The organism is Alteromonas sp. OM2203, assembly GCF_048517045.1.
In the GTDB taxonomy this organism is placed as follows: Bacteria; Pseudomonadota; Gammaproteobacteria; order Enterobacterales; family Alteromonadaceae; genus Alteromonas; species Alteromonas gracilis.
Map to the genome: position 1 here is coordinate 1,023,652 of NZ_CP183209.1, position 14,030 is coordinate 1,037,681.

Annotated in this window: 14 protein-coding genes; 7 read left to right on the plus strand and 7 right to left on the minus strand. The window is 44.3% G+C overall.

Translation table 11 applies throughout. From position 1 onward, the window contains the following. Nucleotide 1 precedes the first annotated feature (1 nt). The 7 genes from ccmD (at nt 2) to ACM0P2_RS04640 (ending at nt 6,289) form a co-directional block, all read left to right on the plus strand. Nucleotides 2-211: a heme exporter protein CcmD gene (gene ccmD, locus ACM0P2_RS04610; RefSeq protein ID WP_159118523.1), complete on the plus strand. Its 210-nt coding sequence runs from the start codon at nt 2-4 to the stop codon at nt 209-211. Nucleotides 212-285: 74 nt separating this feature from the next. Then, on the plus strand, nt 286-780 hold the full coding sequence (gene ccmE / locus ACM0P2_RS04615) for a cytochrome c maturation protein CcmE (protein WP_159118524.1): 495 nt from the start codon (nt 286-288) through the stop codon (nt 778-780). A gap of 2 nt (nt 781-782) precedes the next feature. Continuing rightward, nucleotides 783-2,840 carry a heme lyase CcmF/NrfE family subunit gene (locus ACM0P2_RS04620; RefSeq protein WP_159118525.1) on the plus strand — a complete coding sequence of 686 codons (2,058 nt, stop codon included), beginning with the start codon at nt 783-785 and terminating at the stop codon, nt 2,838-2,840. Then, a complete protein-coding gene (locus ACM0P2_RS04625) occupies nt 2,840-3,496 on the plus strand; it encodes a redoxin family protein (protein ID WP_159118526.1) in 657 nt (218 codons plus the stop codon). Before ACM0P2_RS04620 ends, ACM0P2_RS04625 begins: the two co-directional genes overlap by 1 nt. A 131-nt stretch (nt 3,497-3,627) precedes the next feature. Next, nucleotides 3,628-4,050, plus strand: a complete 423-nt coding sequence (locus ACM0P2_RS04630; protein ID WP_236547106.1) for a cytochrome c-type biogenesis protein — start codon at nt 3,628-3,630, stop codon at nt 4,048-4,050. Next, entirely contained in the window at nt 4,047-5,330 is a 1,284-nt protein-coding gene (gene ccmI, locus ACM0P2_RS04635) for a c-type cytochrome biogenesis protein CcmI (RefSeq protein ID WP_159118527.1), read from the plus strand. The genes ACM0P2_RS04630 and ccmI overlap by 4 nt, the downstream gene beginning before the upstream one ends. 2 nt (nt 5,331-5,332) lie before the next feature. Then, nucleotides 5,333-6,289 carry a VacJ family lipoprotein gene (locus tag ACM0P2_RS04640; protein ID WP_173359643.1) on the plus strand — a complete coding sequence of 319 codons (957 nt, stop codon included), beginning with the start codon at nt 5,333-5,335 and terminating at the stop codon, nt 6,287-6,289. Nucleotides 6,290-6,475: 186 nt separating this feature from the next. Here the strand turns inward: ACM0P2_RS04640 and galE are convergent, their stop codons facing one another. From galE to ACM0P2_RS04675, 7 genes are all read right to left on the minus strand, one after another. Continuing rightward, nucleotides 6,476-7,498, minus strand: coding sequence for a UDP-glucose 4-epimerase GalE (gene galE, locus ACM0P2_RS04645; RefSeq protein ID WP_173359644.1), 1,023 nt, complete (start codon nt 7,496-7,498; stop codon nt 6,476-6,478). Beyond that, on the minus strand, nt 7,495-7,797 hold the full coding sequence (locus tag ACM0P2_RS04650; RefSeq protein ID WP_159118530.1) for a DUF6170 family protein: 303 nt from the start codon (nt 7,795-7,797) through the stop codon (nt 7,495-7,497). The genes galE and ACM0P2_RS04650 overlap by 4 nt, the downstream gene beginning before the upstream one ends. A gap of 115 nt (nt 7,798-7,912) precedes the next feature. Continuing rightward, nucleotides 7,913-9,433, minus strand: coding sequence for a peptide MFS transporter (locus tag ACM0P2_RS04655; RefSeq protein ID WP_120960556.1), 1,521 nt, complete (start codon nt 9,431-9,433; stop codon nt 7,913-7,915). Between the two features lie 217 nt (nt 9,434-9,650). After that, nucleotides 9,651-10,769: a capsule biosynthesis protein gene (locus ACM0P2_RS04660; RefSeq protein ID WP_159118531.1), complete on the minus strand. Its 1,119-nt coding sequence runs from the start codon at nt 10,767-10,769 to the stop codon at nt 9,651-9,653. A 12-nt stretch (nt 10,770-10,781) separates the two neighbouring features. After that, nucleotides 10,782-11,456 carry an ABC transporter ATP-binding protein gene (locus ACM0P2_RS04665; protein WP_105932306.1) on the minus strand — a complete coding sequence of 225 codons (675 nt, stop codon included), beginning with the start codon at nt 11,454-11,456 and terminating at the stop codon, nt 10,782-10,784. Then, nucleotides 11,453-12,232, minus strand: a complete 780-nt coding sequence (locus tag ACM0P2_RS04670; RefSeq protein WP_105932305.1) for an ABC transporter permease — start codon at nt 12,230-12,232, stop codon at nt 11,453-11,455. Before ACM0P2_RS04670 ends, ACM0P2_RS04665 begins: the two co-directional genes overlap by 4 nt. A gap of 1 nt (nt 12,233) precedes the next feature. Further along, nucleotides 12,234-14,009 carry a polysaccharide biosynthesis/export family protein gene (locus ACM0P2_RS04675; RefSeq protein ID WP_373996011.1) on the minus strand — a complete coding sequence of 592 codons (1,776 nt, stop codon included), beginning with the start codon at nt 14,007-14,009 and terminating at the stop codon, nt 12,234-12,236. Between the last annotated feature and the right edge of the window lie 21 nt (nt 14,010-14,030).

Genomic DNA, 14,030 nt, shown 5'->3' on the forward strand with positions numbered 1-14,030 from the left:
TATGCAGTTTGACTCGTTTGCCGCTTTTATCAATATGGGGGGCTATGCGTTTTACGTATGGCTGTCGTTTGGCGTTACTTTTGTGGCCATGGGCATTATTGCTATTCAGAGTTTTATTAAACACCAAAACCTCCTAAAGCAGGTTGTGGTGGAGCAAGAGCGTAAAGCGCGCATAAAAAGAGCGCGAAAACAACAGCAAGCCAGTACTTAGTATTAACAAGATAAGTGTACATAGCCTTAACTTGCGTTTTTATTGTTTATTAGTTTTTTCGAAGTGAGAGTTGCATGAACCCGAGACGAAAGCAGCGACTAGCCGTAGTGGGAATTATCGGTTTTTTAATAGTAAGCGCAATTGGACTAATGCTTTACGCCCTAAACGACAGTATTGACCTTTTTTATACGCCTAGTGAAATCATTGAAGGCAAAAATGGACAGAAGCCCCAGGTTGGCCAGCGCCTTCGGATAGGTGGGATGGTGGTGCCTGGTAGTGTAAGACGGGATCAAGAAAGCTTAGCAGTGAGTTTTGATCTAGTCGATACAGGTCCAAAAGTAACGGTAACCTATAACGGCATTCTTCCTGATTTATTTCGAGAAGGTCAGGGCATAGTTGCTACAGGCATACTTACAGACGCAGGCGCGATTAAAGCGCAGGAAGTGCTGGCGAAACATGATGAAGAGTATATGCCACCAGAGCTTGCTGAAAAAATGAAAGGAATTAAACACGTAAAACCTGAAAATATGCCAAGCTACGAGACGCCAAGTAGCGCTGGGGGCAAATAATCATGGTCCCTGAAATTGGAAATATTGCGCTAACCCTTGCGTTAGTTTTATCTATTTTATTAGCCGTGTACCCTCTATGGGGGGCGCATCGTCAGCATGAGACGCTGATGGCAACAGCAAAGCCATTGGCAATTGGGCTATTTTTGTTTACGCTCATCGCCTATGTATGCTTGACCTATGCCTTCGTTACTGACGACTTCAGTGTGGCTTATGTGGCGCAGCACTCAAATAGTCGGCTTCCCATCTATTATAAAATTACAGCAGTATGGGGCGGCCACGAGGGCTCTTTTCTGCTATGGGTACTGATGCTTTCAATTTGGACAGTAGCAGTGGCGATATTCAGCAAGGGTATTCCTCTTGCTATGGTCGCGAGAGTGTTGTCTGTGCTTGGCATGGTGGGCATTGGTTTCTACCTTTTCATGCTTCTCACCTCAAACCCTTTTGACAGCATGCTACCGTTTTTCCCAGTCGACGGGCGAGATCTCAATCCGTTGTTACAAGACTTTGGAATGATCATTCATCCGCCTATGCTCTATATGGGCTATGTGGGGTTTGCAGTAGCGTTTGCTTTTGCGATATCAGCATTAATTTCAGGGCAACTAGATTCGACATGGGCACGCTGGTCAAGGCCTTGGGTTATCTCAGCCTGGGCGTTTTTAACCGTAGGGATTGCACTTGGCAGCTGGTGGGCGTACTACGAGCTTGGCTGGGGCGGCTGGTGGTTTTGGGATCCAGTAGAAAACGCGTCCTTTATGCCATGGCTGGTTGGCACGGCCCTAATGCACTCATTGGCGGTAACTGAAAAGCGAAAAGCGTTTAAGTCGTGGACGGTACTTCTGGCTATTGCTGCATTTAGTTTGAGTTTGTTGGGTACTTTTCTAGTGCGCTCTGGCGTAATTGTGTCGGTACATTCATTCGCAAGCGATCCGACCCGTGGTCTTTTCATTTTGGGCATACTCATTGCGCTTAGTGGCTTTGGGCTGTTGCTTTACGCCATGCGCGCGTCATCGCTAAAAAGCCCTGGCCGCTACCAAGCGTTCTCGCGAGAAGTATTGCTGATGGGCAATAATGTCTTCTTGTGCGCCGCGACGTTAGTTGTCTTGTTGGGTACGCTATTGCCGCTCGTTCACAAAGAACTTGGCTTGGGGAGTATTTCGGTAGGTGCACCTTTTTTCAATCAAATGTTTACGTTATTGATAGTGCCGTTTGTATTGATGTTGGGACTGGGTCCGTTAACGCGCTGGAAACAGCAAAAGGCCAGCGAATTGCAAAAACAACTTCTGGTTGCAGGTGGTATTGCGCTTAGCGCCGGTGTACTTGTTAACTTTGCCTACGACGAACCCAGCTATATGGGTATGCTTGGCATGGTGTTGGTGTTTTGGATATTGGTCACGACAGTACAAGAAGTGATGCAGCGTTTATCGGCGATGCCCCCAGGTAGCACAGAAAAAGCATCGGTTATGGCGAAGCTTCGTAAGCTTACTCCAAGTCATTGGGGCATGGTGCTAGGTCATGTTGGTTTTGCTATTTGCATTATCGGTATTACGCTTGTGTCGAATTATGAAATGGAACGAGATATTCGCATGAATATCGGCGATACCGTGACCCTTGGAGGCTATGACTTTAGCTTTAGAGATGTGCGCAAGGTTCAAGGTCCGAACTTTGAAGCGGACAAAGGCGTTTTCGATATTTATAAAAACGGAGCATTGATAGCGCACCTAGAGCCTGAAAAGCGTTTGTATATCGTGCAGCGCATGCCAATGACAGAAGCGGCTATTCACTCCAACCTTGCTAGAGACTTGTTTATTGCGATGGGTGAACCTCTAGATAATGGCGCTTGGGCTATCCGTATTTATATTAAGCCCTTTGTTGTTTGGCTTTGGGCTGGCGCAGTAGTTATGGCCATAGGCGGCATCTTTTCTATAAGCGACAAGCGCTACCGTATGGCGAAAGTGAAAAAAATAAAACGGGTATTTGGTAGTAAAGATAAAAACGACGCAGTGCAATCTCACGGTCAAGTATCGGCTACATCAAATACATCAGTAAAAGGAAACGCATAATGAAAAAAGCGCCACTTGTTGCCATTCCGTTAGTGCTGTTTTCTTTATTAGTTATATTTCTGTTTAAAGGGCTTTTTTCAGACCCGCGTGAATTAGACTCCCAGGTTCAGGACAAAACTCTGCCAGCATTTTCACTTCCAGATTTAATGCAGCCCGATGTAACTTATACTCCTGATGATTTAAAAGGAAAGGTAACCATATTAAACGTCTGGGGGGTATGGTGTGTCACATGTGCTGTTGAAATGCCTTACCTTACTCAGCTTAAAAACGAGCAAAACGTTCACATAGTGGGTTTGTATTTCGATCAGGACTTAGACCCTGACTTTGGTACAAAAACACTAAGCAGGGTGCAACAAGAAGTAACAGACATGCTCAGTCGCTATGGTAACCCTTACGCCTATAATATTTTCGATGTGTACCGTGATACGTCGCTTGATCTTGGAGTGACCGGGGCACCCGAGCATTTTGTTATAGACGCTGAGGGCATCATTCGCATGCATCACATAGGTGATATTAACGAACGTGTTTGGAATTCGAAGGTAGGACCGCTTTATAAAAAACTTGTGGCAGAAGCATCTGGAAATGACGTTAAAGAACGAAAGGTAGATGTTGAAGCGGTGATGAGCAGTAACATAAATGCGCAGGAGGGCGAGTAATAATGCTTGCGACAGATGTGATGCATTGCAGGAATGTGCTGCACAACTCCATTACTGCTATTGAGGGTAATAAGAAAAGTGCTGTTAACAAAGCGCGCTTTAAAACCGTTGTGCTTAACATTTTGGTCCTCATGGTTATATTAAGCAGCTTTCCAGCTAACGCGGCTGAAGATAAGTTTTTATTCGACACACCAGCACAGCGCGAGAGCTTCTTAACGCTTACTGCTGAGCTGCGCTGCCCCATGTGTCAAAATCAAAATATTGCCGATAGTGATGCCATGATAGCTCATGATATGCGTCGAAAAGTCTACGCGCTATTAAAGCAGGGCAAAACGGAACAAGAAATCATTGATTTTATGAAATCTCGCTATGGTAATTTTGTTCATTACCAACCGCCAGTCACGGCAGCTACACTGTGGCTTTGGGCAGGCCCGGTATTATTTATTTTTATTGCCTTACTAGTCGTCGTAAGGCGCAAATCGGTAGCGCCACCAGAAGATATGGCCGCGAAGCTAGCCAAAGCAGATGAAATGTTGGAGCGAGAGAAAGAATGAGTTGGTCTGAGTTTTATATTATTGTTTCAGGCTTAATCACGCTTGTTCTTTTAATTATTGCTTTTCCTTGGTTACGTAACAAAAACCACGCAAAGCAAGACAGTTTAACCAATACGCAAATTGTTAAGCAGCGTTTAGCAGAGCTAGATAGGGAAGTAACCGAAGGGCTTATCAGCGAGCATGATAAGCGCCAAGCAGTTGATGAACTGAAATTGGCTTTGGTTGATGAAAGCGCGTTTCAATCGCACAAGACAGGCAACGCAATCTTACCTCTGGCGTTAGGTGGCGTACTAGCCATCGCCTGTGGCGTGATTGTTTATTCGCAGGTCAATCAAATGGAAGGCGTGGTTAGAGCGAACAAGGCTATTGAAACATTACCAGAGCTGAGCCAGCAGTTGGCAAACGGCAACGCTAACAGCTTAACGCAGCAAGATATTGCAAGCCTTGCACTTGCGATACGTCAGCGACTGCGGGAAGAGCCCTCAGACGACACTGGCTGGATGTATTTTGGCAGGTTAATGCTGAGTATGGGCCAAGAAGTACAGGCGATTGAAGCTATCGATAGAGCGGTGAAGTTAGCGCCTTCTAATTCTGCTAATCGTATTACTCTCGCTCAAGCGTTAATGACTACCGGAGATGTCAACAATTTGGAGCGAGCGCAGTCGATTTTATTGAGCCTGCTTAGCGAAAACCCACAGAATGATAACCTTGCCCTTATGATGGCAGTGGTGTCTGCTCAACTTGGTGACCTTGACAATACCCGGCGTTTTTACAAACAGGTAGAAGGCAAGTTACCTAAAGATAGCGATATGGCACAGCGCTTAGTCGCTCGAATTCAAGAACTGGAAGGTAACACCAACGACGTGGTTGGGTTACACAATACTGCGCAACCGTCGGCTGGCAGTGGCAAAGATAAAACCAGCGGGGAAGAGACAGGCTTTAATGTTACCGTTAACTTGTCTGAAGAAGCTCGCGAAAATGCCCCTAGAGAAGGCTTCTTAATTGTATTCGCTCAAGATGCTAATTCGGGCAACAAAATGCCTGCAGCAGTTGTAAAGTTGCCTATAAATAGCTTTCCTATTTCTTTAGCATTGACAACGGATAACGCCATGATGCCACAATTTACGCTAGCAACACTGTCTGATGTGATAGTGACCGCGAGGCTATCTGAAGACGGTGATGTGGCCGTTTCGCAAGGAGAATGGCAGGGTAGTGTGAATGCGAGTGTAACCATTAACGAACTCTCTTCACTGAGCATTATTATTGAGAAGGAATTATAAGTATGGATTTGTCCAAGTCACTCGCTATCGGGCTGATTATTGCTGCAAGTTTTCTAGGGGGGTGTGCGAGTAACCATACCCAAGAGCAAGCTCAAGGGACGACTACGAATGCTGCGGTAGTAGATACGTCCGACCCACGTGACCCGTTTGAACCCGTCAACCGTGAAATTTGGGATTTTAACTGGGATGTATTAGATGCGTATATTTTACGCCCTATAACCGTTACTTATGTAACGGTTATGCCTCAGCCTGCACGTACAGGGTTAGTGAATATTACAGATAACCTACAAGAGCCAGCTAACTTTTTGAATAATATTTTTCAAGGTAAAGTAGATGATGGCTTAGACAGCCTGGCCCGCTTCCTGATTAACACTACAGTGGGCTTAGTTGGTACTTTCGATGTCGCATCGAAAATTGGTATAGAGCGCAAACGTGAGCAGTTTGGTGAAACGTTAGCAGTATGGGGCTTAGATACAGGGCCTTTCTTAATGCTTCCATTTTTAGGCCCTAGTGATCCCCGCAGTTTTACCGGTGATTATGTGGACGGTTTTGCGTTTCCAATGTCTCTGCTTGAAGGTTCTGTTAACTTAGCTCGTATTGGTTTTTCTCTTCTTGAAGCGAGAGCGCAGCTACTAGACCAAGAAGCGCAGCTAGAGCAGTCTGTAGATGATTACGCTTTTGTAAAGAATGCTTATTTTGAAAACTTGGAGTTTCGCGTTACCGATGGAAAAAGCGGTGATAAAGCGATAGATGATGAGCAGCTAGATGACTTTGCTGACTTTGAGGCTATGTTGGAAGGCAGTGATTTTGACGGCTATGAAGAACCAGCAGAACAGTTGAATGAAGAAGCTATGGACGACATTACTGACGAATCTACTGAACTAAAAGACAAGTCGGGCGAAGAACGCGAGAAATCTAAGCGTCTGGGAAAGGACCGCGAAGGGAAAGACGGTAAATAAACATTCCTCTGATGGATAGAGCGGGCTGCGTAACAGCCCCATTATTTGAGGCTCCGTCAGTTTATTATCTACAACACCCGATACAAAAATGCCATGCGTGTTTGCATGGCATTTTTATTTATAGCATGTGAAGTATGCCTAGTAGCACCTTCTGAGTGGGTAAATATCTATGCGGACTGGTATTAATTAATCCTTTGGATAGCCCATCGGATTTTGAGACTGCCAGTTCCACGTGTCTGCACACATGTCTTCTAAACCTTTTTCAGCATGCCAGTTGAGTTCTGTAGCAGCTTTAGTCGGGTCAGCATAGCAGGCTGCAACATCGCCATTTCTACGCGGTGCAATCTTATAAGGTACGGTTTTTCCCGAGCCTTTTTCAAATGCCTTAATCATTTCGATAACGGAATAACCCTGACCTGTTCCTAGATTGTATTTATCTAAGCCCATGTTAAGGTTCAAGCGATCTAGTGCCTTTAAGTGACCGTTGGCTAGATCGACAACGTGGATATAATCGCGTACACCTGTACCATCAACGGTATCGTAGTCATCACCAAATACGCTCAGTTGTTCTAGCTTACCGGTAGCTACCTGAGAGATATAAGGCATCAAGTTGTTTGGAATACCATTAGGATCTTCGCCGATTTGGCCAGACTCATGTGCGCCCACCGGGTTAAAATAGCGAAGCAATACAATGTTCCAGTCGCTATCCGATACATAAAGATCGCTCAGCATATGCTCTACCATCAGCTTAGACATACCGTAAGGGTTAGTTGGCTGCCCTGTCGCCATGTCTTCACGTAGCGGCAGTGATGCTGGGTCGCCGTAAACCGTAGCAGACGAGCTAAAAACAATGTTCTTTACATTGTGCTTTTGCATAGCTTTACAAAGAGTCAGCGTGCCGTACACGTTGTTTTCATAGTAGGAAAGAGGCTTTTGCACAGATTCGCCTACGGCTTTTAACCCTGCAAAATGAATGACGGAAAAAATGTTATGTTCGCTGAAAATATCATCCAGCACAGCGGTGTCGCGGATATCACCTTGAACAAAAGTAACTGACTTGCCTGTTAACGTTTCTACGCGACGAAGCGATTCAGCACTTGAATTGGCTAAGTTATCCAGCACGACTACGCCGTAATTTTGTTCAAGTAACTGTAAAACCGTGTGGCTACCTATATAGCCCGCACCACCAGTGACTAAGATGGTTTTCATGCATTCTCCTTGCTAGACGGTTGCGCGATGTACTTTGCGCATATGGAATATTGAATAGGTTTTATAACCAATGGGTAAACTAAAAATACCACAAAAGCCCAAAGTAACGATGTCCAATTTGATGCGGTTTGTAGAATTAGCACAAACACAGGAACAATAACGAGTAATTTAAGAACATTGAGCAGCGTTTTTTCTGGAACAGAGAGTCGTTTTGCCGCTTGGTCGAGCAACTTTACGCGCTCTGCAAGTGGAAGACCCTGTAAGGCAGGAATGTTTCTTGTAGAAAAATAAAACTTCATAGGTTTACTCACAGCCTTTAATACGAAAACCTTAAATAAAAAAACCGCCGGAACGTTACGTTGCGGCGGTCATTGTAGGGTAATTGTTCAGCACTTAAAACATGCGAGCAACAAATTACGCCTTTTCTTCAATACCTGCTTTTTCCCAGAAACGAGATTTAAAGCTCATTAAGCCAATCACGATAGCGATAGCAATGCTAAATAGGGCAATTTGAAGATACAGATCTGGCATTTGCTCTACGTTTTCAGGGTCGAAGTTACCTGACAACAGACCAGCAATAATGTTACCAATAGAGTAAGTCAGTACGAATACCCCCATCATTTGACCTGCAAAACGCTTGGGCGACAGTTTACTTACAGCACTTAGTGCGACTGGGCTTAAACAAAGCTCACCAACCGTATGAAGGAAGTAAGTAGTAACGAGCCACATTGGCGCAACTTTAAGACCTTGTGCAGCATATTGCGACGCCATAAACATCACCAAGAAACCCGATGCCATAATAACGATACCGATAGCACATTTGATGGTGTACGACGGGTCTATCATTCGTTTAGCAAGATTAATCCAAAGTGCCGCGAAGAAAGGCGACAAGATGATAATAAATAGCGAGTTCGATAGTTGGAACCACACCGTTGGAATTGCGTCCATTCCGAATAGAGAGGTGATTAGCGAGCCGCTTTCAAGCACGCGGTCTGTATAGTTCTGTGCGAATAGGTTCAAAGATGAACCAGCTTGCTCGAAACCAGACCAGAAACAGGCTGATGCAACGCACACTAAAAATAGCGCCCACATGCGCTTCTTCTCGTTCTCACTCAACTGACCTTTGAAATATATCAAGCCAAAGTAAGCGAAGAAAATCACGGTAAATACAACGGCGACCTGTTGAGCAAGCGCAACTGGCTCGATAACAATGGTGCCCATGTGAGCAAGCACAATAACAACAACCGCAACTGCGACAACTGCCCATACGCCCATCCACGCGCGCTGCTTAGCTGCACCTTGATAAGGGTTTGCTGGTGCAACAGAGTCAGCCGATAGCGAACGATTGCTAAAATAATATTGAATTAAGCCAATAGCCATACCAATAGCAGCAGCACCAAACGCATAGTGCCAGCCCCAGTTCTCTTGTAAGTAACCGGTGACAAGATAAGCGATGAGTGAACCTATATTAATACCCATGTAGTATAGGGCGTATCCACTGTCGCGACGTCCATCGTCGTCACCGTACTGCTGACCAACCATCGCCGAGATGTTGGGTTTAAGTAAGCCTGTACCTGAAGCAACAAGGATAAGGCCAACAAAAAATAGGTTTTGTAAGTCTATAGCGAGTACGACGTGACCTGCGAAGATAATAATACCGCCATACCACACGGCGCTTTTACCACCAATTAAGCGGTCAGCTAACCAACCACCCGGTAGACCTAGAAAATATACTGCACCTGTGTATAGACCGTAGATAGCGCCTGCGGTTGCAACAGTAAAACCCAAGCCTTGGGTTTGTAGGCTTGCTGTCATGAAAAGAACAAGTAGCGCGCGCATACCGTAATAACTCATGCGCTCCCACATTTCTGTAAAGAATAGCGTTCTTAGGCCCCCTGGATGGCCGAAAAAGCTAGTATCGTTAGATGGTTTCATAATTATATTTTAATTCCATATTGCTTATGGTTGTTATTGTAGAGCACTTATAGAATAGGCTCTTTGATTGTAGTCCGTAAGGCGGATAGCTTCTTATACTAGAGCTTGCTTAAAGACACAAGATTTGGGCGACAAACTTCATTAAAGCAGTGTCAATCGACTAAGTCTTGAACGACTTAGTCGATTGAACTATTGGTTTGCTAGAAAGGTGGGAGCACTAAAGCTCACGGATTGTGGCAACGACAATGCGTATGATGCCGTAAATAAGCAATAGAGATATACCGAATAATACGAGGTTGTAAATAACCGTTGGATAAGCGTTATCATCTGGAAGGGTAGGCGATTCTACAGTTACCAAATGTTGGAGCTTTTGGTATGCCTCGACGCGCGCGTTCTCCAGTGTAATAAGCGATGAAGAGTACGCTTGAATCGCGAGCTGTAGCTGAACCTGAAGATTGCTGTATCGTGCCATTAGCTCGCTAACAGATAAAGCCTCACTTTCACCTTCAGCCGTACTAATACGCTCTTTCTGCTTTTCGACTTCCTTTTGAAGTGCAGCAATGTCTCGCTTTATATTGATGATTTCTGGTGCGGCATCAGACATCATGGTCGACATTGTACTCAGCTCGGCTTTTTTCTGTGCAAGGGTTGCCTGGAGAGAAAAAGCAATTTGCTGGAAGGCTGCACCCTCAGCTGAGGGGTCGAGTACGTTGTACTTGGATTGAAAACTTAAAATTTCTGTCTTGGCTTGCTGTAGTTTTTGTTCAACAATTTCGTGTTCACCTTTAGCGAAAGCGAGTTTTGACTTAGCTAAGTCATTATTAATGTTGTTGATAAACTCTTCTGCTTTATCCACGATAGCTTGGTTAATTATTTTGGCGTATTCAGCATCGAACGCCCGTGTGCGTAGGCTAATTACAGCAGATGCTGAGTCAACACTGACTTCAATGTGGTCAAGATAGAATTGATAAAAATCTTCCTGCTTGTGGGAAGACGAAAGGCCGCTAAATATATCCGCTTTATCAGACATATAGTGCTCGCGAAGACCTATAGCATCATCGAGATATTTAATCATATCTGCAGATTGAATATAGGCCTCGACTAATTGGCTTTCAGCTCCACCTGAGCCGCCTGAAACACCTGCTGCCATGAGAAGGGATGACGGATCGAAACTACTGCCACCATCGCTAGATTTTACGATTAGCTGACTTTTACTTTCATATTGAGGTGCTGCCCATACAACGAGATAAAAGGCATACAGAACCCAAGGCAGGACAAGGATAAGTGTTTTGTGCTTGCTGAGAAGGGCATTGAGCTGTGTAAGAGATTTTTCCACTGTGTTTTGAACCTATTTAAGTGATTTCTTATTGTCTGCATCCTGCGTATAAACGTCGATGCCTTCTTCGAGATCGTGATAATAAGTGAGTTTGCCGTCGTCAATGATAACGGCAGATGTACAAAATTCCCGAATTTGATCAAGCTCATGGCTTACCATGATTACGCCCGCTTCCTCACTTTTTTCTTTAAGTGATAAACGTGCCTTTTTTCTAAATAGCGGATCACCAACCGATGTGGCTTCATCAATAAGATAGATATCAAAATTGATATTCATGCAGCAGGCAAAGACCAATTTAGCTCGCATGCCTGAAGAATAAGTGCGGACAGGAAGATCGAAGCGTTTACCCAACTCTGCGAATTCCTGAACTTTTTCTTCGTATTCGGGAAGCGATTTAACGTTATTAATTCTTCCTACGAAACGGGTGTTTTCACGCCCCGTCATTTGAGGATGAACGCCGGTCTGTAGCGCAACGGGCCAAGACATCGCCTTGTTTGTTAAAACGCGTCCTCTATCTGGATATTCACTTTTAGCCAGCATTCTGAAAAGTGTTGATTTACCCGCGCCATTCTTACCTAAAATAGCAACATTATTTTCGGTAGGAAAATCAAAATTCAAGTTTTTGAATATGTATTGAGGTCCCATTTTACTGGGGTAGCTCTTGGTTAAATTCTCAATTTTTATCATCGAGATAGTACCTTTTTCCAAGTAATGTGGTACATCGAGAGGCTGAGGAATAGGAATGCGATAGTGATTTCAACTACAAAATTAAGCGATACCCCTTTAGTACCATAAGACTCAAAACAAGCATATCTAGCAAGTTCGTTAAAGTGCACTAAGGGATTCCACGTCAAATAAGGCCAATATTCTTCGGGCAAATCTTGCAAGCTAAAGAATACGCATGAAATAAACATCAATGGGCGGGTTAACATCGATTTTATTTTATCTACTTCCGGTACGAAAGCGGCAGCAATCGCAAAAATCATCCCTATAGATATAGAAAACACCCACAATAGGAGAAAAAGACATATCAATAATAGAGGGTCATTTACAGTAAATGTTTCGCCCATCAAATAAAGCGCAAGGCTTAGTAAAGCGACTACTACGACTTTAACTGAAAATTCTAAAAAGCCGGCCGTAAGAATTGCAGATATAGGTTGCACTTGCCTAAATGCGTAAAGAGGTTTATTCCGACGGACAGAGGTTGATACAGACTGTAAACACGTAGTGAGGGACTGAAGGCCCACCATTCCGATCATCATAAACAAAAAGAGGGGAATAGAGTGAATGTCATCGCCACTTATTAGCCCACGTAAATACGATAGCGCAAATATAAACGCGAAAGGCTCTAGAAATGCCCATCCTAGTCCAAACTTATCGTTAAATTTACTTTGAAGCTCACGCAGGAAAAGCGCGAAAATCACGCCTCTCCATGCGTAAAGCTGGTCTTTGAACGTTACCATGCTAGTTTGTGGCTACGTTAGCTGCAATTGCAATCTGGTAAACGATTTGCGTTATATCTTTAACAGCCTGAAGTAGTTTGGTGTCTATTGTTGGCAGAACAATAATTTGATCACCAGGCTCTAGCTTGCTGTCATTGCTAGATAGAAACGAATCGTTAATACTGGTAAAGGTAACATTACCGTTTTTACGAACAATGAGTATGCGTTCATCTTCAGCACGCTCGGTAAAACCGCCAGCCCATGCAACATAGTCCTCTGTGGTTGCGTCGGGATTAAATACCACCGATTGTGGAAGCAACACCTCTCCACCCACGTGGACCAAGTCTGTAACCTCTGGAATTACAATTGTATCGTTAGGCTCTAGTAGAATATTTGCAATTTCACCATTTTCTGAAACTACCACTCGTCCTTGAGGCTCAACTTGGCGAGCACGAGCGATAAAGTCAGCAACAAGCTGCGCTTCTTGAGCACGAATAGCCCCTTCACCTGTCGAACTTATGGGCGCGGTGAACATGCTGCGTTCAAGACGTCGTAACCCTTCCTCAATAATCTCTTTCTGTTTTATTGCGACACTTTCTCTTAGGAGGTAAATGTTCTGAGTGTCGGAAAGCGTTGTGTCAGCTTCAATATGGTCAAGTACATCGATAAGTCGCGCGCCTTTATCAACCATGATTTGTGAAGCGCCTGCAAAGGCACCTGCTACATTGATACGATAGATTTGTGGTTCGTGGTCGGCGATATACTCAACCGTATCGCCAGCTCTAAGTTCAAGAGACGCGAATTCTTCAACACTTAAATATCGTGCAAATTGCTTATTGCTGCGTATACCTGAAACAGAGGCATGAGAAGCGAATTCGCCGGGACGTGCAAAGTAGTTAACCACACCACCGTTTAGTTCTTCGTTTAAGAACTCGAAGGTAAAGCTATTGCGCGCGCCAGTTTCAACAACGATAGTGTTGCCAATTGGATGCACTAAAATGGTATCTCCATCTTTGAATGAAATTTCAGGGAGCTTACCATTTCTGAAAAATGCATATAAATCTGCTGAAGCGACGACTTTTCCGTCTCTTACAATATCTATTTGTCTGAAACTACCCCGCTGAAAGTCTATACCTCCAGCACGTTTTAAGTAATACAGGACGCTGTCCGACGCAAGGCCAGCATACTGACCTGGTCTTAGAACTGGACCTGAAACATACAACGAAACTGGTGTCGATGTCAGCAGGTTCACGTATACATTAACGTCGTTTGTGTAGACTTGTCTGATTTTGGCGGTCACCGTTTGATTTACACTACCTGCCGGCGTGTTTGCTATGCGAACTGGACCAATATTCGGAATAAATATGTTTCCTTGATTATCAACCGTAACCACATCAGAAAAGTTTACTGCGCCCCAAAGCCAAATAGAAATCTTATCTCCAGGTGCAATTAAGTAATTGTCGTTTAAACCAGAACTGCGTTCTGATTCAAAGCCGCCGATAAATAAATTAGCAGCAAAGGGCGGGTTTTCCATAGGCGCTTGCGCTGGAAAAACGGTATCAATTGTAGGCTCACCTGGAAGATTGACGCCATTTCTTGGTTGTGTTGAAAACTGGCCCATCGCGCTCGCCGAACTCGTTGCACCAGGTAAGGTACGCTGCGTTGATATACTAAGAGGAGAAACTGATTGTGCCGTTGTACTACTTTGAGACTGTTGAGCCCTTTCTCTAAGTTGTTGCAACTGCTCTACGCTTTGGGCAAACGAGTTACCTATAGATAAATTGCAAATCAAAGCCATATACGTGACGAATAATACGCT

What these genes read in the sequence shown, in the direction of transcription:
- ccmD (WP_159118523.1), top strand. Translation starts at nt 2, where the DNA reads ATGCAGTTTGACTCGTTTGCCGCTTTTATCAATATGGGGGGCTATGCG.
- ccmE (WP_159118524.1), top strand. Translation starts at nt 286, where the DNA reads ATGAACCCGAGACGAAAGCAGCGACTAGCCGTAGTGGGAATTATCGGT.
- ACM0P2_RS04620 (WP_159118525.1), top strand. Translation starts at nt 783, where the DNA reads ATGGTCCCTGAAATTGGAAATATTGCGCTAACCCTTGCGTTAGTTTTA.
- ACM0P2_RS04625 (WP_159118526.1), top strand. Translation starts at nt 2,840, where the DNA reads ATGAAAAAAGCGCCACTTGTTGCCATTCCGTTAGTGCTGTTTTCTTTA.
- ACM0P2_RS04630 (WP_236547106.1), top strand. Translation starts at nt 3,628, where the DNA reads ATGGTTATATTAAGCAGCTTTCCAGCTAACGCGGCTGAAGATAAGTTT.
- ccmI (WP_159118527.1), top strand. Translation starts at nt 4,047, where the DNA reads ATGAGTTGGTCTGAGTTTTATATTATTGTTTCAGGCTTAATCACGCTT.
- ACM0P2_RS04640 (WP_173359643.1), top strand. Translation starts at nt 5,333, where the DNA reads ATGGATTTGTCCAAGTCACTCGCTATCGGGCTGATTATTGCTGCAAGT.
- galE (WP_173359644.1), bottom strand. Translation starts at nt 7,498, where the DNA reads ATGAAAACCATCTTAGTCACTGGTGGTGCGGGCTATATAGGTAGCCAC.
- ACM0P2_RS04650 (WP_159118530.1), bottom strand. Translation starts at nt 7,797, where the DNA reads ATGAAGTTTTATTTTTCTACAAGAAACATTCCTGCCTTACAGGGTCTT.
- ACM0P2_RS04655 (WP_120960556.1), bottom strand. Translation starts at nt 9,433, where the DNA reads ATGAAACCATCTAACGATACTAGCTTTTTCGGCCATCCAGGGGGCCTA.
- ACM0P2_RS04665 (WP_105932306.1), bottom strand. Translation starts at nt 11,456, where the DNA reads ATGATAAAAATTGAGAATTTAACCAAGAGCTACCCCAGTAAAATGGGA.
- ACM0P2_RS04670 (WP_105932305.1), bottom strand. Translation starts at nt 12,232, where the DNA reads ATGGTAACGTTCAAAGACCAGCTTTACGCATGGAGAGGCGTGATTTTC.
- ACM0P2_RS04675 (WP_373996011.1), bottom strand. Translation starts at nt 14,009, where the DNA reads ATGGCTTTGATTTGCAATTTATCTATAGGTAACTCGTTTGCCCAAAGC.